The 22090-nt window shown below is 77.1% G+C and carries 17 protein-coding genes; 7 read left to right on the plus strand and 10 right to left on the minus strand.

The features are described 5' to 3' along the window. Positions 1 to 148 precede the first annotated feature (148 nt). Complete coding sequence (locus tag BM048_RS11935; RefSeq protein ID WP_090033372.1) at positions 149 to 4093, plus strand: Pls/PosA family non-ribosomal peptide synthetase; 3945 nt, start codon at positions 149 to 151, stop codon at positions 4091 to 4093. Continuing rightward, a complete protein-coding gene (locus BM048_RS11940; protein ID WP_090033445.1) occupies positions 4090 to 5463 on the plus strand; it encodes a M1 family metallopeptidase in 1374 nt (457 codons plus the stop codon). The genes BM048_RS11935 and BM048_RS11940 overlap by 4 nt, the downstream gene beginning before the upstream one ends. Before the next feature lie 103 nt (positions 5464 to 5566). Here the strand turns inward: BM048_RS11940 and BM048_RS11945 are convergent, their stop codons facing one another. Beyond that, the gene (locus BM048_RS11945; RefSeq protein WP_090033374.1) at positions 5567 to 6997 is read right to left on the minus strand and encodes a ricin-type beta-trefoil lectin domain protein; all 1431 of its coding nucleotides are present in this window, start codon (positions 6995 to 6997) and stop codon (positions 5567 to 5569) included. Positions 6998 to 7135: 138 nt separating this feature from the next. Then, entirely contained in the window at positions 7136 to 8047 is a 912-nt protein-coding gene (locus BM048_RS11950; protein ID WP_175499528.1) for a 4'-phosphopantetheinyl transferase family protein, read from the minus strand. 139 nt (positions 8048 to 8186) lie between these two features. Between BM048_RS11950 and BM048_RS11955 the strand changes: the two genes are divergently transcribed. Continuing rightward, positions 8187 to 8627: a DoxX family protein gene (locus tag BM048_RS11955; protein ID WP_090033375.1), complete on the plus strand. Its 441-nt coding sequence runs from the start codon at positions 8187 to 8189 to the stop codon at positions 8625 to 8627. Positions 8628 to 8634: 7 nt separating this feature from the next. Here the strand turns inward: BM048_RS11955 and BM048_RS11960 are convergent, their stop codons facing one another. Next, positions 8635 to 9900, minus strand: a complete 1266-nt coding sequence (locus tag BM048_RS11960; RefSeq protein ID WP_090033377.1) for an EAL domain-containing protein — start codon at positions 9898 to 9900, stop codon at positions 8635 to 8637. 247 nt (positions 9901 to 10147) lie between these two features. Continuing rightward, a complete protein-coding gene (locus BM048_RS11965) occupies positions 10148 to 11374 on the minus strand; it encodes a saccharopine dehydrogenase family protein (protein ID WP_090033378.1) in 1227 nt (408 codons plus the stop codon). Positions 11375 to 11461: 87 nt separating this feature from the next. Between BM048_RS11965 and BM048_RS11970 the strand changes: the two genes are divergently transcribed. Next, positions 11462 to 12610 carry an NAD(P)/FAD-dependent oxidoreductase gene (locus BM048_RS11970; RefSeq protein WP_090033380.1) on the plus strand — a complete coding sequence of 383 codons (1149 nt, stop codon included), beginning with the start codon at positions 11462 to 11464 and terminating at the stop codon, positions 12608 to 12610. A 164-nt stretch (positions 12611 to 12774) separates the two neighbouring features. After that, entirely contained in the window at positions 12775 to 12978 is a 204-nt protein-coding gene (locus BM048_RS11975) for a cold-shock protein (protein ID WP_090033382.1), read from the plus strand. Between the two features lie 202 nt (positions 12979 to 13180). On the opposite strand, the gene BM048_RS11980 is transcribed toward BM048_RS11975, so the two are convergent. Next, the gene (locus BM048_RS11980) at positions 13181 to 14284 is read right to left on the minus strand and encodes a fatty acid desaturase family protein (protein WP_090033383.1); all 1104 of its coding nucleotides are present in this window, start codon (positions 14282 to 14284) and stop codon (positions 13181 to 13183) included. Positions 14285 to 14448: 164 nt separating this feature from the next. On the opposite strand from BM048_RS11980, the gene BM048_RS11985 reads away from it, so the two are divergent. Next, a complete protein-coding gene (locus tag BM048_RS11985; protein ID WP_175499529.1) occupies positions 14449 to 16059 on the plus strand; it encodes an NYN domain-containing protein in 1611 nt (536 codons plus the stop codon). Between the two features lie 12 nt (positions 16060 to 16071). Here BM048_RS11985 and BM048_RS11990 read toward each other — a convergent pair whose 3' ends face one another. From BM048_RS11990 to BM048_RS12010, 5 genes are all read right to left on the minus strand, one after another. Then, positions 16072 to 17073 carry a LacI family DNA-binding transcriptional regulator gene (locus BM048_RS11990; protein WP_090033387.1) on the minus strand — a complete coding sequence of 334 codons (1002 nt, stop codon included), beginning with the start codon at positions 17071 to 17073 and terminating at the stop codon, positions 16072 to 16074. Between the two features lie 126 nt (positions 17074 to 17199). Continuing rightward, on the minus strand, positions 17200 to 17397 hold the full coding sequence (locus BM048_RS11995; protein WP_090033389.1) for a hypothetical protein: 198 nt from the start codon (positions 17395 to 17397) through the stop codon (positions 17200 to 17202). 190 nt (positions 17398 to 17587) lie between these two features. Further along, on the minus strand, positions 17588 to 18421 hold the full coding sequence (locus BM048_RS12000; protein WP_090033391.1) for an ABC transporter permease: 834 nt from the start codon (positions 18419 to 18421) through the stop codon (positions 17588 to 17590). Beyond that, positions 18418 to 19608 carry an ATP-binding cassette domain-containing protein gene (locus BM048_RS12005; RefSeq protein ID WP_090033392.1) on the minus strand — a complete coding sequence of 397 codons (1191 nt, stop codon included), beginning with the start codon at positions 19606 to 19608 and terminating at the stop codon, positions 18418 to 18420. The genes BM048_RS12000 and BM048_RS12005 overlap by 4 nt, the downstream gene beginning before the upstream one ends. Continuing rightward, positions 19605 to 20807 carry an LLM class flavin-dependent oxidoreductase gene (locus BM048_RS12010; RefSeq protein ID WP_239079048.1) on the minus strand — a complete coding sequence of 401 codons (1203 nt, stop codon included), beginning with the start codon at positions 20805 to 20807 and terminating at the stop codon, positions 19605 to 19607. The genes BM048_RS12005 and BM048_RS12010 overlap by 4 nt, the downstream gene beginning before the upstream one ends. A 68-nt stretch (positions 20808 to 20875) precedes the next feature. Between BM048_RS12010 and BM048_RS12015 the strand changes: the two genes are divergently transcribed. Next, positions 20876 to 22054, plus strand: coding sequence for an acyltransferase family protein (locus BM048_RS12015; protein ID WP_175499530.1), 1179 nt, complete (start codon positions 20876 to 20878; stop codon positions 22052 to 22054). Positions 22055 to 22090 lie beyond the last annotated feature (36 nt).

Raw genomic sequence — 22090 nt, forward strand, 5'->3', positions numbered from 1 at the left:
GACGTCGAGGTGAACAGCGGGTGACGGGTGCGGAGGACGTCGCCCCCCGGTGCCACACTCTCCCGGGCGGCGCACCGCCCGAGGACCTGCGGGACGGGTCCGGCACCACCGGGCGGCCCGCCGCCCCGCCAGAGGGAGCACGACCACCATGGCCGGCCAGGGCACCACGACGACGACCGACCCCCTGCGCAGGGCCGACGACGCGCCGCCGCCGCGCACCCTCGTCGACGTCCTCGTCGCCACGGCCGAGCGCCACCCGGACGTCGTCGCGGTCGACGACGGCGACGAGACGCTCACCTACGCCGCGCTGCTGCGCGCGGTCCGCGCCCAGGCGGCCCGCCTGGCCGCCGCCGGGGTGCGCCCCGGGGACCGGGTCGGCGTGCGCGCGCCGTCCGGCACCGTCGGGCTGTACGTCGCCGTGCTCGCGGTCCTCGCGGCCGGCGCCGCCTACGTCCCCGTCGACGCCGACGACCCCGAGGAGCGCGCGCGGCTCGTCTTCGACGAGGCCGGCGTCGTGCTCGTCGTCGGGGACGCCGGGGCGCTGACCCGCGCGGACGGGACGCCGGTGCCGACCGGGGACGCCACCGCCGCGGCCCCGGCAGCCGGTCGCCCCGCGCTCGACGACGACGCCTGGATCATCTTCACCTCCGGCTCGACGGGGCGGCCGAAGGGCGTGGCCGTCACCCACCGCAGCGCCGCCGCGTTCGTCGACGCCGAGGCGCGGCTGTTCCTCCAGGACGCCCCGCTGGGGCCAGGCGACCGCGTCCTGGCCGGGCTGTCCGTGGCCTTCGACGCCTCCTGCGAGGAGATGTGGCTGGCGTGGCGGCACGGCGCGACGCTGGTGCCGGCGCCCCGGGCGCTCGTGCGGGCGGGGCTCGAGCTGGGGCCGTGGCTGGCCGAGCGCGAGATCACCGCCGTCTCCACCGTGCCGACGCTGGCGGGGCTCTGGCCGGCCGAGGCACTGACCGGTGTGCGGCTGCTGATCTTCGGCGGGGAGGCCGTGCCGCCGGAGCTGGCGGCCCGGCTGACCGCCCCCGGGCGCGAGGTCTGGAACACCTACGGCCCCACGGAGGCCACGGTCGTCGCGTGCGCGGCGCTGCTCGAGCCCGACGAGCCCGTGCGCATCGGGCGGCCGCTGGACGGGTGGGACCTCGCGGTCGTCGGCCCCGACGGCGCGGAGGTGGCGCCGGGCACGACCGGGGAGCTCGTCATCGGCGGCGTCGGCGTCGCGCGGTACCTCGACCCGGCGCTCGACGCCGTCCGCTTCGCGCCGCACCCCGTGCTCGGCACGGGCCGGGCCTACCGCACGGGCGACCTCGTGCGCGACGACGGGATCGGCCTGCTCTTCGTCGGGCGCGCCGACGACCAGGTCAAGGTCAACGGCCACCGCATCGAGCTGGCCGAGGTCGACACCGCCCTGCAGGCGCTGCCGGGCGTGGCCGGCGGTGCCGCGGCGGTGCGCCGCTCGTCGGCCGGTGCCGCGGTGCTGGTCGGCTACCTCGTCGCCGCGCCCGGGGTGCGGCTGGACACCACGGCGCTGCTGCCGCTGCTGCGCGCGGTGCTGCCGGGGTCGATGGTGCCGCTGCTCGCCGTGGTCGACGACCTGCCCACGCGCACCTCCGGCAAGGTCGACCGCGACGCCCTGCCCTGGCCCCTGCCCGGGACGGCCACGGGCGGCGCTGACGGCGCGGCCGACCTGGTCGGCACGGCGGCCTTCGTCGCGGACGGCTGGGAGGGTGTCATCGGGGTGCGCCCGGCCAGCGCCGACGACGACTTCTTCGCGGTCGGCGGCAGCTCCCTGACCGCCGCGCAGCTCGTCTCCGCGCTGCGCGCCCGCTACCCGATGGTGACCGTCGCCGAGGTCTACGACCACCCGACGGTCGGGGAGCTGGCCGACCACCTCGACCGGCGCTGGCCCGCAGCGGCCGGCGGCGGGGAGGGAGCCGACGCCGCCGGTGCCCGCCTGCGCCGCGTCACGCCCGTGCCCGCCGCCGCGCAGGGGCTGCAGCTCCTGGCGCTGCTGCCGCTGCGCACGCTCGTCGGGCTGCGGTGGCTGACGGCGCTCGCGGCGGTGTGCCTGGTGCTCGGCGGGCCGCTGGACGTGGCGTGGGCACCCGACGTGGCGTGGTGGTGGGTGGCGCTCGGGTGGCTGCTGACCGTGAGCCCGCTCGGGCGGCTCGGGGTGTCGGCGCTCGGCGCGCGGGCGCTGCTCGTCGGCGTCGGGCCGGGGACCTACCCGCGCGGGGGGTCGGTGCACCTGCGGCTGTGGGCCGCCGAGCGTCTCGTCGAGGGCTTCGGCGCGGTCACGCCCTCGAGCGCGGCGTTCGTCGGGCTGTACGCGCGGGCGCTGGGCGCGCGGGTCGGGCCGGACGTGGACCTGCACTCCCTGCCGCCCGTCACGGGGCTGCTCACGCTCGGGCGCGGGTGCGCCGTCGAGCCGGAGGTGGACCTGTCCGGGCACTGGGTGGACGGGGACGTCCTGCACGTCGGGCGCGTCGTCGTCGGGCCGGGCGCGACCGTCGGGGCGCGGACCGTGCTGCTGCCCGGCGCGCACGTGGGCGCGGGCACCGACGTCGCGGCGGGCTCGGCGGTGCACGGCCGCACCGGCGACGACGCCTACTGGATGGGCTCGCCCGCGCGGCGCGTGCGCGAGGCCCGCCACCCCTGGCCCGACGAGCGCCCCGACGGGCTGGCCCGCCTGCGTTGGACGGCCGCCTACGCCGTGACGGGGACGCTCGTCGCCGGGGTGCCGGTGCTGGCGGGCGCGGCGGGCCTGGCCGTGGTGCTCGCGGCCGTGCGCGGCGCGGCCACGGCGGCGGAGGCCGTCGGCCCGGCGCTCCTCGGCGCGGTCGCCGGCACCGCGGTCGCGCTCGTCGTCGACGCGCTGCTCGTCGCCGTCACCGTGCGGACCCTGGGCCGCGGCCTGGCCGAGGGCGCGCACCCCGTGCGGTCGGCGGTCGGCCTGCGGGCCTGGGCCGTGCAGCGGCTCACGGACGCGGCTCGCACGCACCTGTTCCCGCTCTACTCCTCGGTCCTGACGCCGGCGTGGCTGCGGTTGCTCGGCGCGAGCGTGGGCCGCGGCACCGAGATCTCCACGGTGGTGGGCCTGCCGTCGATGATGCGCGTGCGCGACGGCGCCTTCCTCGCCGACGACACCATGGTGGCGCCCTACGAGCTCGGCGGGGGCTGGGTGCGGCTCGCGCCCGCGAAGGTCGGCCGGCGCGCCTTCCTCGGCAACTCCGGCATGACGGCACCGGGGCGGACGGTGCCGAAGAACGGGCTGGTCGCGGTGCTGTCGGCCGCCCCGCGCCGCACCCGGGCCGGGTCGAGCTACCTCGGCAGCCCGCCGGTGCTGCTCCCGCGGGCCGCGGTGCTCGAGGACGACGCGCGCACCTACGACCCGCCGGCCCGGCTGCGCCGCGCGCGGGCCGCGGTGGAGGCGGCCCGGCTCGTGCCCGCCCTGTCGGCCGGCGTGCTGGCCGTGGGCGTGCTGCTCGGGCTCGGTGCCCTCGTCGTCGCCGCGGGGTGGGGCGTCGCGGCGCTGCTGTCCGGGGCCGTGCTGCTCGCGGCGGGCGTGGTGGCCGCCGCCGTCACGGCCGTGGCGAAGCGGCTCCTCGTCGGGCGGTTCGACGCGCGGGACCACCCGCTGTGGAGCGCCGCGGTGTGGCGGGGGGAGCTGGCGGACACCTTCACGGAGGTGCTGGCGGCCCGGTTCTTCGCCGAGGCGGTGACGGGCACGTTCGCGCTCGTCGTGTGGCTGCGGGCCATGGGCGCCCGCATCGGCCGGGGCGTGTGGTGCCAGACGTACTGGCTGCCCGAGGCGGACCTCGTCACCCTCGGCGACGGCGCGACCGTCGGCCCGGGCTGCGTCGTGCAGACGCACCTGTTCCACGACCGCGTCATGAGCCTGGGTCCGGTCCGCCTCGACGCCGGCGCCACGCTCGGCCCGCACGGGGTCGTCCTGCCGGCGGCGCGCGTGGGCGAGGCCGCCACGGTCGGACCGGCGTCGCTCGTCCTGCGCGGCGAGCACGTGCCCGCCGGGACGCGCTGGGTCGGCAACCCCGTCGCCCCGTGGCAGGCTGCCGGGTCGTGACGCCACCCGCCCGCGGCGCCGCGCCCGGTGCGCGGCCCACCGACCCCTACGACCCGACGGGCGACCCCGACCTGCACGTCGAGCACTACGACCTCGACCTCACGTACAAGGTCGCGCGCAACCGGCTCGGCGGCACGGCCGTGCTGCACCTGCGCCCGCTCGTCGCCACCCGCGAGGTGCACCTGGAGCTGGCGGGCCTCGTCGTGCAGGAGGTCGCGGTGGAGGGAGCCCGCCTCGCCCGGCACCGGCACCGGGGGCGGGCGCTGACGCTGCGGCTGGCCGACGAGGTGCCGGCCGGCGCGCCCCTCGTCGTCACCGTCCGCTACGCGGGCACGCCGGGCCCGGTGCCGAGCCCGTTCGGGCCGGTGGGGTGGGAGGAGCTGACGGACGGCGCCCTCGTCGCCAGCCAGCCGCACGGCGCCGCCTCCTGGTTCCCGTGCAACGACCGCCCGGGGGACCGCGCGACGTTCCGCACGCGCCTGACCGTCGACGACCCGTACCGCGTGGCCGCACCGGGCCGGCTCACGGGCCGGCGCGCGCGGGCCGGCGCGACGACGTGGGTCTTCGAGGAGACCGCGCCCACCGCGACGTACCTGGCCACCGTGCAGGTGGGGCGGTACGCGGAGCTGGCGCTGGCGGACGCGCCGGTCCCGCAGCGCGCGCTCGTGCCGCCCGCGCACCTGCCGGCGGCGCGGCGGGCGCTGGCGCGGCACGGGGACATGCTCGACGCGCTCGCCGACGTCTTCGGCCCGTACCCCTTCGACGGGTACACGCTCGTGGTGGCGGACGACGTCCTGGAGATCCCCGTCGAGGCGCAGGGCATGTCCGTGTTCGGCACCAACCACCTCGGCGGCACGAGCGACGACGAGCGGCTCGTCGCGCACGAGCTGGCGCACCAGTGGGTGGGCAACGGCGTGGGGATCAGCACGTGGCAGCACCTGTGGCTGAACGAGGGGTTCGCCTGCTACGCGGAGTGGCTGTGGTCGGAGGCGTCGGGCGGGCCGGACGTGGGCACGCTCGCGGGACGCTGGCGGGCGCGGCTGGCGGCGCGGCCGCAGGACCTCGTGCTGTCGGACCCCGGGCCGGAGCGGGTGTTCGACGACCGCGTCTACAAGCGCGGCGCGCTCACGGTGCACGCGCTGCGGCTCGTGCTGGGGGAGCGGTGCTGGCGGGAGACGGTGCGGGCGTGGGTCGCCGAGCACGTCGGCGGGCCGACCGTGACGGACGCGGACTTCCGCGCGCACGTGGCGCGGTTCGCACACGGGCAGGGCGGCGAGGACCTGGCCGCGCGGGTGGCGGACCTGCTGCGCCGGTGGCTCGACGAGGAGCCGCTGCCGGAGCTGCCGGGGTCGTCGGACCGCGTGGCCTGAGGGCGGCGCGGTCAGGGATGACGGGGCTGTCGCAGCCGGACGGGCGGCCACCCGCGAGGGTGACCGCCCGTCCGTCCCGTCAGGGCCTGCCGGCCCGGTGCCGTCAGGCCGGGGCCCACCGCCACTGCTGCGTGGTGTCGCCGGGCGCGCAGGCGGCCAGCGCCAGGCTCCACGACGACGCGGACGTCGCGAGGCACAGGCTCGGGTCCGTGCCGACGGCGAGGGTGCCGTCGGCCCCGGCGACCCAGCGCTGGTCGGCGCCGCCGGTGCAGTCCTGCAGCACGACGCCGGCACCCGCGGTCGGCGACGCGGGGGCTGCGCACATGTCGCCGTAGACCCGCAGCTCGCCGGCGGCGTTCACGTCGAAGGACTGGTTGCCGCCGCCGTTGCAGTTCCACAGGCCGAGGGTCGTGCCGACCGCGGTGGAGGCGCCGGGGACGTCGAGGCAGATCTCGCTGCCGCCCGTGCTGTGGTGCACGCTGACGACCGGACCGCCGGGGGGCGCCGGCGGCAGGTCGTTCAGCACCTCGTCCTTGCGCAGGCCCCAGCCCCACCGGATCTGCTCGAGGCCGGACGTGTTGGTCACCTGCAGGCCGCCGTCGGGGGCGACCTCGGTGAGCGTGTAGGAGTCGCCCGTGCGCAGACCGGGCCAGTAGACGAGGCCCATGCCCTGGTCGCGGGCGACCTCCGTCAGCGCGCCCAGGTACGCCGTCGAGACGTTGCCGCTGTGGTTGGCGTAGTTCAGGCCGGTCGTCATGGGCGAGCCGGCCTCGGTCACGAGGGTGCGCCAGCCGACGTCCCCGAGCCGGGGGAGGAGGTTGGCCTTCCACTCCTCCTCGGTCGTGTGGTCCGCCCAGAAGCCGTAGAAGTGCAGCGACAGCAAGGTGCCGTCCAGCTCGGGGGCGGCGCCCACACCGGTCACGTCGTCGTTGTAGCCCGTGCCGGAGACGATGACGCGCTGGCGGGGGACGTCGGCGTGGTCGTCGAGCCACGTCGACGTGAGGTCCACCCACGAGTCCAGCGAGTACCCGAAGGGCTCGTTCATGATCTCGAAGTAGACCTTCGGGTTCTTGCCGTACGCGGCCACGACGGTGTCCCACATGGCGTCGAACGCGGCCGGGTCGTCGACGCGCCCGTCCTTGGCGTCGTCGGCCTCCCAGTAGCTGAGGACGACCTTGAACCCGTGCCGCGTCGCGGCGTCGATCGCGGCGCGGTAGGAGTCCCACCACGCGGTGCCGACGCTCGAGGGGTTGATGGGGAGCCGGACGGTGTTCGCACCGACCTCGTGGCGGAACTCGAGGACGGTCGACGAGGCCTTGGCGTACGTCGTGCGGTAGTCGTCGGCGGTGCTGAGGCCGGACGGGACGACCTCGTCGTCCGCGTAGTTGTCGCGGGGGTCGGCCCAGTTCACGCCGCGGAACTCGGCGGTGCCGGCGGGGCCGACCGCGGGCGACGCGGTGGCCGGTGCCTGGCCGAGACCGAGCACGAGGAGGGCGGCCGCCGCGAGGGCGGCCGTGCGGGTGGTGGATCTCATGAGGGCTCCGGTCCTGGGGCGCTGCACTGCGCCGCCGTCGGTCCGCGGCCGGAGACGTCGGGTGTCGCGGGCCGGTGGTCGCCGCCACCGTGGCATGCCGCGCCGAGGCGCCGCAAGACGTTCGGCTAAGGGTTGTTCTTAAGCGCCGAGCGCCCGTTGGTCCGTCGGGTCCGCCGCGACGGCGAGGAGGGTCGCGCCGTCGCGCACGACCACCGTCGGCCGCCGGCGGGGGCGCCACCACGGGCGTGCGACGGCGACGGCGGCCACGACACCTGCGCCGAGCCGGCTGGGCACGGGCGACGTGCCGCCCTCCCGGGGCGCCGGCAGCGCGAGGTCCACGACGTCCACGACCCGCCGTTGGTGCCGGACGCGGCGGGGACGGCCGCCACGCCCGAGGACGGCGATGCCGCGCGGGTCGGTGCGGAGGCCGGCACCGGTGGCCTTCAGCACCGCCTCCTTGCGCGCCCAGGCCGTCGTGAGGAGCGCGTGGCGCGTCGCGGCCGGTACCCGGACCAGGCGACGCCGGTCCCGAGGTCCCAGCGCGACGTCCGCGAACGGCGCCGTGCTGCCCGGGCCGGTGCCCTCCGGGCCGGTGGCGACGACGTCGACGCCGATGTCGTCGACGCGCCGCGGCCGGTGCCCGCGCCCGTCCGCCTGCAGCACCGCGACCGCGACGAGCGGGCCGGACCGCGTCACGGACACCTCCACGCCGCGCGGGTGCACGACCCGGACGCGGCCGTGCGCGCCGCCGCACGTCGGGCACCGCGCGGCCAGCACGACGGACTCCGGCGGGACGCCTGCCCGCTCGGCGACGGCGAGCCGCAGGAGGGCCCTTCCGGTGGTGAAGGCGTTCGCGGCCCGCACCGGCAGGGCGGCGCGACGGGCACGCTCGTCGTCGTCCAACAGCTCGACGAGCGCTGCTCCTGCGGCCGGCGGCGCCACCCACACGTGGACCACCCGGCTCGACGCCGTCGCCACCGTCCCGCGCCCGGCCGCCGTCGCGCCGGGCCCCGGGTCCTGCCCCGGTCGGGGCGCCACCGCACGCGTCACCGGAGGATCGTCGCGCACGACGACCGGCGACGAGGTCGACACGGACGGGTGACGTGTGTGGAGGTTGTCGCGACAACTTCGGCAGCCCGCATCCCGCCGTGGCCCGTCCTGCGGGCCCCACGACGAACCGGAGGACCCCGTGCACCTTCCCGTTCCCGTCCGTGACCTCGTCCTGCTCCTCGCCCGCGTGGCGGTCGGCGTCGTGTTCGTCGCGCACGGACTCCAGAAGCTCGTGACCAACGGCATCGACGGGACGGCCGGCTTCTTCTCGTCGGTCGGCGTGCCGGCCGCGGAGGTGGCGGCGTGGGTGTCCGCGGTGGTCGAGCTGGTCGGGGGCGCCCTCCTCGTGGTCGGGCTGGCGGTGCCGGTGGCCGGCCTGCTGCTCGCGCTCCAGATGCTCGGGGCGTACGTGTTCGTCCACGCCGGCAACGGCCTGTTCGTCGACGACGGCGGGTTCGAGCTGGTCCTGGTGCTCGCCGCCGCGAGCCTGCTGCTGGCCGCCGTCGGTGGCGGACGCTGGTCCCTCGACGCCGCGCTGCTCGGCCGTCGGCGGGGACGGGACCGCGCCCTCGTCGGCTGACGTCGCGTCAGCGGACCCTGGCGGGCAGCACGACCTCGTCGCCGGGGCTCGCAGGCCGGGGCAGCACCGGCGCCACGACCGCCGGGGCCACGACCGCGGGGGCACGCTCGAGGTCGGCCGCGGGGCCAGGGCGGCCGAAGTACCACCCCTGGCCGAGGTCCACGCCGAGCGCCCGGAGGGCCACGACGTCGTCGAAGGTCTCGACGCCCTCCGCCACCACCGTCGTCCCGCTCCCGTGCGCGAACTGCACGAGCGCCGTGACCAGCGTCGACAGCACGTCGTCGGTCGCGACCCCGGCCACGATGCTGCGGTCGAGCTTGATGACGTCCGGGCGGCACAGCACGATGTGCCGCAACGAGGAGAACCCGGCCCCGACGTCGTCGATGGCCAGGCGCAGCCCCGCAGCCCGCGGTCCGGCCAGCGCGGCGTGCAGCGCGTCGTAGTCCTCGACCGGGTCGTGCTCGCTGAGCTCGAGCAGCACCCGTCGCGCGGGCAGGCGCGCCAGCAGGGCGGCGCAGCCCGGGGTGAGCAGCGTCTGCGGCGAGACGTTCATGGCGACGTAGCCCTGCACCCCGTCGAGGTGCGCCACCGCGCGCTCGAGCGCGAGCAGCTCGAGCTCGTCGCCGAGCCCGTGGGCGTGCGCCTCGGCGAAGACGAGGTCCGGTGTCCGCCCCCACTCCGCCGGGAAGCGCGAGAGCGCCTCGGCGCCGACGCGCACACCGTCGGCCAGTGCCACGATCGGCTGCAGCACGACGGTCGGCCCGCCCGCGGCCATGACGGGCTGGATCCGCCCGACGACGTCCGCCCGCTCCGCGGCCGCCACCACCTCCGGCTCGACGACGACGGCCGCCGCCGACGCCAGCACCTCCAGCAGGGCGCGGTCGCGCTCGCCGAGCCCCTTGTCGGTGGTGAGGCCGGCCGCGCAGAACGTGCCGTAGAAGGTCCCGTCGCTCAACGTGACCGGCACGGACACGTAGCTGCGCAGCCGGGGGAAGCGCGTGGCGGGCAGCGTCATGGCCAGCGGGTGCTGCCGCAGGTCCGGCATGACCGGGGGGAGCCTGCCGTCGCGGATGGCCTGGCACAGCGACGTCGCCTGCACCGCCTGGTGCCCCTCCTGGAAGATGAAGGGGACGGTCGAGTCGACCACCTGCAGGTGCTGCGTCGTGCCGTCCATGCGGCTGAGGAACGCGATGCTCAGCCCGAGGGCGTCCTTCGCGGTCCGCAGGAGCCCGGCCACCTGCTCCTCCGCGGCGCTGCGCTGCCGACGGCCCATGGCGTGCTCCCCTCGCGGTCGTCCCCGCGGCGCAGGGCACCCCCGCCGCATCGTCACGCGGCGGGTGCGGCTGAGCGCCGGCGGTCGCGGTCACCCCACCGGCCCAGACCGACGGCGGGCGACGAGCACCGGTGCGGGCCCGGCGCCGCGGCGCTCGGGACCGCCGGTGCCGCGGCGCTCGGCACCGGCCGGCGCCGCGGCGCTCGGGACCGGCCGGTGCCGCCCGGGGCGGATCAGGAAGAAGGCGTCAGAGGCGGCGGGTGTCGTACCGGTGGCCGTGCTCGCGCAGGCGGCCGACGAGCACCGTCCCGAGCGCGGTCGCCGGCGTCAGGGACCCCGCCCGGTCCGGCAGGCGCGCCTCGTCGAGCGCCAGCGCCAGGGCCGTCTGCCCGAGCATGACGGCGGTCGCCGCGTACCCCGGGTCGCCGTGCCCGGCGACGCGGCCGGCGTACGTGCTGCCGTCCTGCGTCGTCGCCAGCAGGTGGTGCCGGAACCAGCCCGCGGTGCGCGTGGCCTCGTCGGGACCGTCGCCGGGAGCGGGGAGGAGGCGGTCGACGAGCGGCCGGATCGGGGGCAGCGACAGCGCGCCCACGAGCGCCCCGAGGCCGAGCGTCACGCCCACCGCCCCCGCGGCTCCGGCGAACCCGCGACCGGTGTCCATCCGCTCCGCGTAGCGCAGGCCGCGGCCGTACGCCCAGCCCGTCAGCGCGTTCGACCGGCGGACGACCCGCGTGTTGAAGGACGCCATGAGGAACGGCGCCGTCCACCGCCCCCGCCGCAGCCCGGGGCGGGCGTGGTCCGGCGGCTGGGCGACGGGCGGCTCCGCGGCCCGGTCGGGGGACAGCGCGTAGGGGTCGCGGGTGAGCCGGGCGGCGGCCGGGTTCGCGCGGGAGGCGTCGAGCACGCCCCGCATCGACGCCACGGTCCCGCCGGAGAACCCGCCCTTCGCGGCGACGAGCACGGTCACGTCGGTGAGGCCGCTCGCACCGTCGGCGCGGGCGGCCTCGTGCAGCAGCAGCACCGACAGGTCCGAGGGGACCGAGTCCCAGCCGCACGCGTGGACGAGCCGCGCACCGGTCGTGCGGGCGACCGCGTCGGTGGCGTCGGCCGCGGCCCGGACGAAGGGCGCCTCGCCCGTGAGGTCGGCGTAGTGCGTGCCCGCGGCGGCGCACGCGGCGACGACGGGCAGCCCGTGACGGGCGTAGGGGCCCACGGTCGTCACCAGCACGCGCGTCGCGCGCGCCAGCCGCGCGAGCGCCGCGTCGTCGCCGACGTCGACGACGAGCGCCGGCCAGTCCTGCGCGGGCGGCGGCAGGGTCCCGCGGACCTGTGCCAGGCGCTCCGCCGACCGCCCGGCGAGCGCGACCCGGAGCCCGGGTGGCGCGTGCCGGGCGACGTGCGCGGCGACGAGCCGCCCGACGAACCCGGAGGCGCCCAGCAGGACGAGGTCGTGGTCGCGCGCGTCGTCGCCCATGCCGCCCGACCGTAGCGGCGGGCCGCCCGCGCCGCCGCCCCTCCGCCGGTCGCGCCGCATCCCGGCGTAGGCGGCAGGATGCGGCGCATGAGCGACACCGGGACCACCCCGCCGGCAGCACCCGCCGACGTACGCCCGTCCACCGGGGGCCCGTCCGGCGGAGGGGCGTCGTCGGAGGACACCGTGCTCGTGGTCGGGGCGGGCATCTCCGGGCTCGCCGCGGCCCGCGCGCTGGCCGCGGCCGGGGTGCCGGTACGCGTCGTGGACCGCGGGCGGGCACCCGGGGGACGCATGGGCGGGCGGCGGCTCGAGGGCCGGCCCGTGGACCTGGGCGCGTCGTACCTGACGGCGGAGCCGGGGTCCGCCTTCGACGCCGTGGTGCAGGACTGGGTGGGTCGCGGGATGGCGCACCCGTGGACGGACACGTTCGCCGTGGCGGGCCCGGAGGGTCTGCGCAGCACGACGAGCGGCCCCGTCCGGTACGGCGCCGCGGGTGGGCTGCGGTCGCTCGTCGCGGACCTGGCCACCGGCGTCGCGGTCGAGGCCGGCCGGACGGTCCGCACGGTCGAGCCGGGTGGCACAGCGGGTGGCACGGCGGGTGGCACGGCGGGTGGCACGGCGGGTGGCACGGCGGGTGGCACGGCAGGTGGAGTGGCGGGTGGCGCGGCCGGCGCAGCGAGGGGTGGCGCGACCGGCGCGGCGGCCGACGGCGAGCCGTACCGCGCCGTGGTGCTCGCGATGCCCGACGCGCAGGCGCGGCGTCTGCTCCCCGCCGGCTCGTCCGCCGCCGAGGCGCTGGACGCCCGGCCCGCGTGGGAGCCCGTGGTCGCCGTGGCGCTGGGTTTCGACCGGCGCGCATGGCCCGCGGACCTGCACGGGGCGTTCGTGCACGACAGCGACGTGCTGTCCTTCGTCGCCGACGACGGCGACCGCCGCGGCGACGGCGCGCCCGTGCTCGTCGCCCACACCACCGCGGAGCTCGCGGCCGCCCACCTCGACGACCCGCAGGGAGCGGTCGGTCCGGTCGTGCGTGCGCTGACCGCGATGCTCGGGCTGCCGGACCCCGCCTGGACGCACGCCCACCGCTGGACCTTCGCGCGTCCCGCGGAGCCCACCGATGCGCCCTTCCTGCACGCCGACGGGGTGGGGCTGTGCGGGGACGGCTGGGCCGCCCGCCCGTCGGTGCAGGGCGCCTGGATCTCCGGGGACGCCCTGGGCCGGGCGTTCGCCTGCTAGGGTGACACCCGTAGTCGCTGTGAATCGCACGTCATGACCGCTGCGGACTCGCCGGACATGGCCGAGCCTCGCGCTTCACGCCCTCAGCTGGGGTGGCGGACGACGACCCACCGTGATCACCGGTCTCGGTCGTCGGGATCGTCCTCACCCAGAAGGAGGCCATCATGGCCACAGGTACCGTGAAGTGGTTCAACGCCGAGAAGGGCTTCGGCTTCATCAGCCCGGACGGCGGCGGCCCCGACGTCTTCGCGCACTACTCGGCCATCGCGGCGGACGGCTACCGTTCGCTCGACGAGGGCCAGAAGGTGCAGTTCGACGTGACGCAGGGCCCCAAGGGCCCGCAGGCCGCGAACATCACGCCGGCCTGATCCTCGCAATCACCGGCTGATGCACCTCTGACGGCGCCCCTCGGGCGCCGACCAGGCATCCGGAACCCCCGACGACCCTCGGTCGTCGGGGGTTCTGCCGTTCCCGGAGCCGCTGGGTAACGGCGCGGGTCGCCCCGGGTCCGGGGACACCGCAGCCCCCCGGTCGGGGCGACCGGGGGGCTGCGGGCAGAGCGGGGAGGGCTCAGACGGGGCGGTAGGACTGCACCATCGGGCACTCGAAGGGGTTGCGCGCGGCCAGGCCGACGCGGTTCAGGTACCGCACGACGATGCGGTAGGACTCGACGAGGCCCGTCTCGGTGTACGGCACGCCGTGCTCGGCGCAGTGCGCCTTGACGATCTCGGCGGCGCGCTTGAGGTGCGGGCGGGGCATGCTCGGGAAGAGGTGGTGCTCGACCTGGTAGTTCAGCCCACCCATGAGCGACCGGATGCCGGCGCCGCCGCGGATGTTGCGGGACGTGAGCACCTGCTTGGACAGGAAGTCCAGCCGGCTGCCCTCGGGGACGATCGGCATGCCCTTGTGGTTCGGCGCGAAGGACGCGCCCATGTACACGCCGAACACCGCGAGCTGCACGCCGAGGAACGCGAACGCCATGCCGACGGGCAGCAGCCACAGGACGAGCGCGAGGTAGAGCGCCAGCCGACCCGCGAGCAGCGCCAGCTCGAACGTCCGGCTGCGGCTGCGCTCGGCGGCCCACAGCGAGCGGATCGAGACGACGTGCAGGTTGAGGCCCTCGAGCAGCAGCAGCGGGAAGAAGGCCCAGCCCTGCACCTTCGTCAGGTGCCGCAGCGGCCCGCGGACCTGCGCGGCGTCCTCGGCGCGGAAGACGACGGTGTCCGGGGAGATGTCCGGGTCCTTGCCGACCTGGTTCGGGTTGGCGTGGTGACGGCTGTGCTTCGACATCCACCAGGTGTGGCTGATCCCGACGACGCCGTTGGCCAGCGCGCGGCCCAGGCGGTCGTTCGCCCGGCCCGACGTGAGCACCTGGCGGTGCGACGCCTCGTGCGCGACGAACGCGACCTGCGTCAGCACGACGCCCAGCCCCGCGGCGACGAGGAGCTGGAACCACGAGTGCCCGAGGAGCACCGACCCGACGACGAGCCCGACGAGGGCCGCGCCCAGGAGCACCAGCAGGCGCACGTAGAAGCCGCGCGTCCTGGTCAGCAGCCCGGCGTCGCGGACGGCCTGCGAGAGGGCGGCGTACGAGCCCGTGGCGGCGGCCTGCGCGCGGCCGGAGCGGGTGGTGGCGGGCCCGCCTGCGGGCACGGGGGTGGACAGGGCCGTCATCGGCGCCTCCGTCGGTCGGTCGACTTCCCAGCCGGGGGGGTGAGCGGTCGCTCGACGTACGGATGTCCCCAGGGTACGTCCGCCGCCTGTGGGCGCGCCTGGTGGGAGACGGAGGTCACCGCCGCCTGTGCGCCGGGCCCCGCCCGCGGGGGAGGATGGCCGCCGTGACCCTCGACGTGAGTGCCGAGCCCGTGCGCCGCCTGCGGTGCGCCCTGTTCGTCGACTTCGACAACGTGTACATCGGCCTGCAGCGGCTGGACCCCGCGGCGGCCGAGTCCTTCGCGGGGTCACCCGGCCACTGGCTCGAGGCCCTGACCGCGGGCAGCGACGCCGACGGCGACTTCGAGCGGCGGTTCCTCGTCCGCTCCTGCTACCTCAACCCGTCGGCGTTCTCGCAGTTCCGCCCGAACTTCACACGGGCCGGGTTCAGCGTGGTCGACTGCCCGTCGCTGACCCAGCAGGGCAAGAGCAGCGCCGACATCAACCTCGTCCTCGACGCCGTGGACGCGCTCGCCGCCGGCACGCGGTACGACGAGTTCGTCATCCTGTCCTCCGACGCCGACTTCACGCCCCTGGCTCTGCGGTGCCGCGCCTCCGACCGCCGCGTCACCATCGTGACCGCAGGCCCGGCCGCCAGCGCGTACCGCGCGGTCGCGGACACGGTCATCACCGCCGACGAGCTGCTCGGGCTCCTGCTGCGCACGGACGACGACCTCCTGGCCGCCGCCCCGCCGCTCGTCCCCGCGGTGCCCGTCACGGGCAGCGCGGGCCGGGGCCAGCGCGGGTCCGGGCGCGGCGGGTCAGGGCGGTCCGCCGCGGCGGGGGCGCCGACCGGGGGTCCGAGCAGCCCCGCCGCCGGCGCACCGGCCGGCGCTGTCGGGCCCGCGGAGCGTCGGGGCGACGAGCCCGGGCCCGAGGACCCGACGACCGCGGCGGGTGCCGGCACGGCCGGTCGGGGCGGGCGGGCGTCCGACGAGCGCACCCCGGAGGCGCGTGGGTCCGACGAGCGGACCCCCGACGAGCGCACCTCCGACGAACGGGCGTCCGACGTGCGTGGCTCCGATGCCCGGACGTCCGGCGGCGTGCCCGCCGCCGAGCCCGCGCCCGACGGGGCGGCCTACCGGTCCGGGCGGCTCGAGCGGCCGACGGGCGGTGCCCGGTCCGCCGGCGCCCGGGCCGTCGCGCGGGCCGTACGGGCGGCGGACCGCCCGCTCAACGGCGGTCCGCTCGCGCAGCGGGCGCAGGCGGCGGAGCCGACCCTCGTCCCGGGCTGGGCCGGCGCGGGCGGCTTCTTCCCCTGGCTGGCGCGGGAGCTGCCCCAGCTGTCCGGCGCCCAGGGCTTCGTGTGGGACCCCGAGCGCTTCAGCGAGGCGGACCTGCCCGGCGCCGCGCCGGTCGACCTCCCGCCGCTGCAGCGGCAGGTGGTCGAGGTGACGGACATCCCCAACCTGCCGACGGAGCGGTACCGGGTCCTGCTCACCGCCCTGGCCGACGACGTCGCCGCCCACCGGTTCGAGCGCACGGAGACCGCGCGGCGCGTCCGCGACGCCTGCCAGGCGGCGGGGGAGGCCATCGGCCGCGGCTCGGTCAACACCGTCATCGCCGGCGTGCTGTACTCCGGCCTCGACCTGGCGGCCCGGCCCTCGGCGGCCGACGTCGCCGACACCTGGGCGGACAACGTCGTCGGGCTGTGCCGCGGGGCGCGCATGGACCTCTCGCCGCAGGACGTCGCCGCCATCCGCGGCTGGGTCGGCGGCGGGCTCGCGCGCCGCTGAGCGGCGGCGCCGTCAGGCGCGCGGCGGTGCCGTGGTCCCGCGCTCGACGAGACTCGTCGGGAGGCGGACGTGCGTCTCGGCGACCGGCAGGCCGTCCAGCAGGGCGACGAGCAGCCGGATCGCGGCGGCCCCCATCTCCTGGATGGGCTGCCGCACGGTGCTCAGCGGCGGGGTCGTGCGGGCGGCCTCGGGGACGTCGTCGAAGCCGATGACCGAAAGGTCGCCGGGGACGTCGAGGCCGAGCTCGCGGGCGACCTCGAGCGCGGCGATCGCCGAGAGGTCGTTGGCGGCGAAGACCGCCGTGGGCCGGTCGGGCGACGAGAGCAGGTCCCGCAGCGGGCCGCGGCTCGACTCCTTGCGGTAGTCCCCGGGCCGGACGAGCGCGGGGTCCACGGCGATCCCGGCGGCGGTCAGCGCCTCCCGGTAGCCCTCCTCGCGCAGCCGTGAGGACTCGAGGTCGGCGCGTCCCGCGACGAAGCCGATGCGCCGGTGCCCCAGGCCGAGCAGGTGCTCCGTGGCCAGGACGGCGCCCCGCAGGTTGTCGGAGTCGACCGTCGGCAGCCCCGACGGGCCGGCGTGCGGGTCGATGGCCACCACCGGGACGCCGCCGTCCGGGTCGACGACTGTCGGCGTCACGAGCACGGCGCCGTCGATGAGCGTGCCGCTCAGCCGCGACAGGTAGCGCCGCTCCCAGCCGGCGCCGCCGCTCTGGTGGCCGCCGGTGTACGCCAGCAGCTCGTACGGGGTGTCCGCCAGGCCGGCCGCGGCGCCCTTGAGGATCTCGGCGCTGAAGGGCTCGAACTCCGCGACGAGGATGCCCAGCACGTGCGTCGTGTGGGACCGCAGGCTCCGGGCGACGAGGCTCGACTCGTACCCGAGCTCCTCGATGACCTCGTTGACCTTGACGGACGTGGCCTGCGCGACGCCGTAGCGGCCGTTGATGACCTTGGAGACCGTGGCCACGGACACGCCGGCGGTCCGCGCGACGTCAGTGATCGTGACCCGGGGTGCCATGGGGCGGATGGTACTCGTGCGGGGCACGCCGATGAATCGGTTTCGACAACGTTCACCCATCGCGCCGGTGGAGCGGCACCGCAGGTGCGTGGCGGTGCGCCGTCCCCGCGTTCCGCCGAGACGACGTCAGGGCGTCGGCGCGTCGTCCTCGCCCGCGTCGGGCACGGGCTGGGACTGCTCGAGGAGGTCGGCCTCGGCCGCCCCGTCGGTCGGCGCGGACGGCGCGTCGCGCGTCTCGGTCGCGACGACGTCGGCGTCCTGCTCCAGCAGGTCGGCCTCCGACGCCGAGCCGAGGGCGTCGTCGTACCCGGTGCTCTCGGTCATGTCCTGCTCCCCTCGGTCGGCGGCGCGGCCCGTGCGGGTCCGCGCCGCCGTCAGCGTGGCCCGGCAGGGCCGGACGCGCCACCGGTGGGCACGAGCCGTGCGGCGGAAGCGTTGCGGTGGGAGCCGTCTTGTGCGAGCCGTGCGGTGAGAGCCGTGCGGTGGCCGGGCGACGCTCGCGGCGGCCGTGCCGTCAGGCGTTCTCGCGGCGGAACGTCGCCGTGCCCCACCAGACCGCGGCGGCGAAGAGGCCCAGCGCCCAGACCGTCCCCCACAGCAGCGTCGAGGACGCCAGGTCCCCCGCGAAGGACGTGCGGACCCCGTCCACCACCCACCGGATGGGCATGAAGTCGCTGGCGGTCTGCAGCCACGCGGGACCGATCGTCATCGGCAGGAGGATCCCGGACAGCAGCAGCACCGGCAGCATGACCATGTTGATGACCGGTGCCATGACGTCCTCGGACTTCGTCGTCAGCGCCAGCGCGTTCGACGCCGCCGCGCACGCGCCGCCGAGCAGCAGCGTCAGCAGCACACCGAGCACGAGGCCCCCCACGGACGCGTCCATGCCGAGCGCGAAGCCCAGCCCGACGAGGATCAGCGCCTGCACGAGCAGCTGCAGCAGGTCGCGGTAGAGGCGGCCCACGAGCAGCGCGGTGCGGTTGGCGGGGGTCACGCGCTCGGCCTCGATGACGCCCTCGCGCCACTCACCGATGAGCGAGAACCCGGCGAAGAACGCCCCGAAGACCCCGAGCTGGACGAGCATCCCGGGCACGAAGAACGTGTAGGCGTTCGTCGCGCCGAGCTGCCCGATGAGCGGTTCGAGCAGGGGACCGAAGAGCAGCAGGTACAGCACCGGCTGCAGCATCCCGATGATGACCCACGCCGGGTTGCGCAGGTTCATGCGGAGCTGGCGGCGGAAGACGATCCCGCTGTCCCGCAGGAAGCGCCGGGCCGAGCCCAGGGGCGGCACGTCGGCGGGGCCGGCGGAGGGGGCGCTCGCGCCGACGGGCACGGTCGAGGTGGTCATCGCAGCGCTCCGGTGGTCGGGGTGGACGTGGACGCTGTCGGCGCGGAGGGCGTGGGGGTGGGCTGCGGCACGGTGGTGCTCCCGGGGGTGGTGCTGCTGCTGCTGGTGGTGCTGCTGGTGGTGCTGCTGGTGGTGCTGCCCCGAGCGGCCGCGTCCGGCGACGAGCCGCCCGTGTCGCGCAGGGACCGGCCCGTGAGCGCGAGGAACACGTCGTCGAGCGTCGGTCGGACGACCTCGATCGAGGCGAGGGCCACGCCGGCGGCGTCGAGCTCGCGCAGGAGGCCCGGCACCGCCCGGCCGGCGCGGCGCACCCGGGCGCGCACGTGCCGTCCGTCCTGCTCGACGACGCCGCCCGACGACGACGGACCGGGAGTCGCACCGGGACCTGCACCCGCACCCGCTCCCGCCTGCGCGACGAGGCGTTCCAGCCGCGCCGCGGCCTCCGCGCGCTGGGCCGGGTCCTCCACCTCGAGGTCGACGAGGTCGCCCGCCACCTGCTCCTTCAGCGCCGCCGGGGTGTCCGACGCGACGACCCGGCCGTGGTCGATGATGACGATCCGGTCCGACAGGGCGTCGGCCTCGTCGAGGTAGTGCGTCGTGAGCAGCACGGTCGCGCCGCGCCGGTCGCGCAGCCCGCGGATGTGCTCCCACAGGTTGGCGCGCGCCTGCGGGTCCAGGCCCGTCGTCGGCTCGTCGAGGAACACGAGGCGCGGCTCGTGCACGATGCCCATGACGATGTCGAGGCGACGCTTCTGGCCGCCGGACATGGTGCGCGGGGTGCGCGTCCACAGCCCCTCGAGGTCGAGCTGGCTGAACAGCGCGCGACCGCGCTCCTCGACGACCCGGCGCGGCAGCCCGTAGAGCATCCCGTGGTCGACGACCTCGTCGCCTGCGCGCGCGCCGCTGAAGGCGCCGCCCGCCTGGGAGACGTAGCCGATGCTGCGCCGCACCTGCTCCGCCTGCGTCGCGACGTCGTGCCCGGCGACCGTCGCCGTGCCCGCGGTCGGCCGCAGGAGCGTGGTGAGGATGCGCAGCGTGGTGGTCTTGCCCGCCCCGTTCGGGCCGAGGAAGCCGACGACCTCCCCGTCCTCGACGTCGAGGTCCACGCCGTCGACGGCACGGACCTCGCTCGTCGTGCGGCCCTGCCGGGACCGGAACGTCTGCACGAGCCCGCGTGCTCGGATCATGCCTGTCCTCCTCGTCGGCGCGCCGCGGCCTGCCCGCGCAGCGCTGTCGGAGGGGTGGACCGGCGGCGGGGCCCGGACTCATCGGCCTCGCGCTCGCGGGTGCCGTCCGGCCCGGGCCGGCTCAGCCGGGGCCGCCCCGCGTCAGCGGCGAGCGGCTCCCGCAGCGTCGCGAGGTCCTCGAGCGCGCCGAGGGGGTCGTCGCCCACGGGCATGAGGACGGAGCAGTCGAGGCCTGCGGCGGACAGCGCGGACAGCCGGGCGCGGACGTCCGACGGCGTCCCGGCGAGGGCGAGCTGCCGCACCCAGGCGTCGGGCATGCGCCGCGCGAACGCCTCGGGCCCGTCGACCTCGGCGCGCAGCTCGGCCAGCCCGTCGGCGAACGGCAGGGGCGCCAGGTGCGGGGCCCAGTCCGGCTCGCCGACCCAGCGCAGGCCCGGGCGCGCGGCGGCGAGGGCGCGCGCGGCGTCCTCGTCGACCGAGGTCACGTGGTACCCGACGACGCGGTGGGGCCCGGGCGCGGCGATCTGCTCCCGCGCAGCCCCCACGTACTCGGGCGTCACGGGCTCCGCCAGCACGGTGCCGTCGAGCACCCGGCCCGCCAGGGCGAGGGACCGCGGACCCCGCACGCCGGCCAGGAGCCGCGGGGCCACCGCGGGCACCGCGGACGGGTCGAGGGCGACGGCGTCCAGGTCGACGCCCGCCGCGTGCAGCGTGACCGTGCGACCGGCGAGCAGGTCCCGCACCGCGGTCGTCCACGCCTCGAGCAGGCCCAGGGGCCGGGCCGGCCAGGCACCCGCGGACCGCATCCAGCCCGGCATGCCGTGCCCGACGCCGACGTCCACGCGGCCCGGGAAGAGCGCCGCCAGCGTGGCCACCTCCATCGCGGCGAAGGCGGCGTTGCGGGCGGCGGCGGGCAGGATGCCGACGCCGACCCTGATCCGGGTCGTGGCCGCCAGCACCGCCGCGGCCTGCGCCACGCCGCCCCGGAACCCGAGGTCCTCCACCACCCACAGCTCGTCGAACCCCAGCCCCTCGGCGCGCCGCGCGTAGGTCAGGACGTCCGCCGCGGGCAGGTCGCGGGGGAGCAGGACGGCGAGGTCGTGCCGGAGGTGCTGCGGGCGGTCCTGCGGGCGGTCCGGGGGGAGGTCCTGCTGCAGGTCCTGCTGCAGGTCGGGCGTGGGACCCTGCGGAGGCGGCACGTCGCGACGCTAGCAGGGCGGCCCCGCTCGACGGGCGGGACCTCGTGCGCCCTGCCTATCGTCACGTGGTGACGACCCTCTCCGCGCGCACCGGCCCGTCCGCGCCCGCCCGGCCGGACGGGGCGGCGGGCCGCACGCCCGACACCCCGCCGCGCTCGCGGCTGCGCACCCTGGACGGCCTGCGCTTCCTCGCCGCGGCCGGGGTCGTCGTCTACCACTGGACCGCCCGGGAGAGCACGGCGTGGGGTGAGGCGTCCGGGGACCAGCTGCCTGCCGTGGGGTCCGTCGCGATCTACTTCTCGCTGGCGCCCGAGCTGTTCTTCGTCATCAGCGGGTTCGTCATCCTCTGGACCGCCTGGGGCCGGTCGGTGCCGGCCGTCGTCGCCTCGCGCGTCGCGCGGCTGTACCCCGCCTACTGGGCGGCCCTCGCGCTCACCGGGTTCCTCCTGCTGGTGCTGTGGCCGCAGGGCAAGGACGTCTCCCTCGGGCAGGTGCTGGTCAACGCGACGCTCCTGCAGTCCGTCATGGGGGTCGACCACGTGGACGGCGTCTACTGGACGCTCTGGGCCGAGCTGCGGTTCTACCTCCTGGTGGTGCTGCTCGTGGCCGTGGGGCTGACGCGGCGGCGGGTGCTGGCCTTCGCGGCGGTGTGGCCGGTGGTGGCCGTGGTCGCCGCGCGGCAGGACTGGAGCCTGCTCGACACCCTCACGGTCGGGCAGTACGCGCCCTTCTTCGCCGGCGGCATGGCGCTGTTCCTCGTCTGGCGGGACGGGCACGCCCTCGTGCCGTGGCTCGTCGTCGTGGGCAACGCAGCGCTCGGCGTGTGGAGCGCGGCCCTCGGCAAGGGGAGCACCCTCGACCGGACGACGGCGTTCGACGCGGACCCGGTCGTGCTGGCGCTGGTCTCCGTGGGCTGCTTCGCCGCCGTGGCGGTGGCGGCCCTCACGCCGCTGGCGCGGTTCGACCGGCCCTGGTTGACGTCCGTCGGGGCGCTGACGTACCCCCTGTACCTCGTGCACCTGTTCTGGGGCTGGTGGGTGATCGACCTCGTCGAGCCGCACGTGCCGGCGGCCGTGGCCGTGCTGCTGGCAGCCGCGGTCTCGCCGGCTCTCGCGGCGGCGATCCACCACGGGGTGGAGAGGCGGCTCAACCCGCCGCTGCGCCGCGCCGTGGAGCAGGGGCTGACGGCCGTCGCGCAGCGGCTCCCGCGCTCCCGCCGGCGGTCGTCCGCCGGTTCCGCCGACTGATCGGGCCGGACCCCTCAAGCGGGTGGACGTCCCCGC

It is taken from the genome of Cellulomonas marina (assembly GCF_900111925.1).
Taxonomy (GTDB): Bacteria; Actinomycetota; Actinomycetes; order Actinomycetales; family Cellulomonadaceae; genus Cellulomonas; species Cellulomonas marina.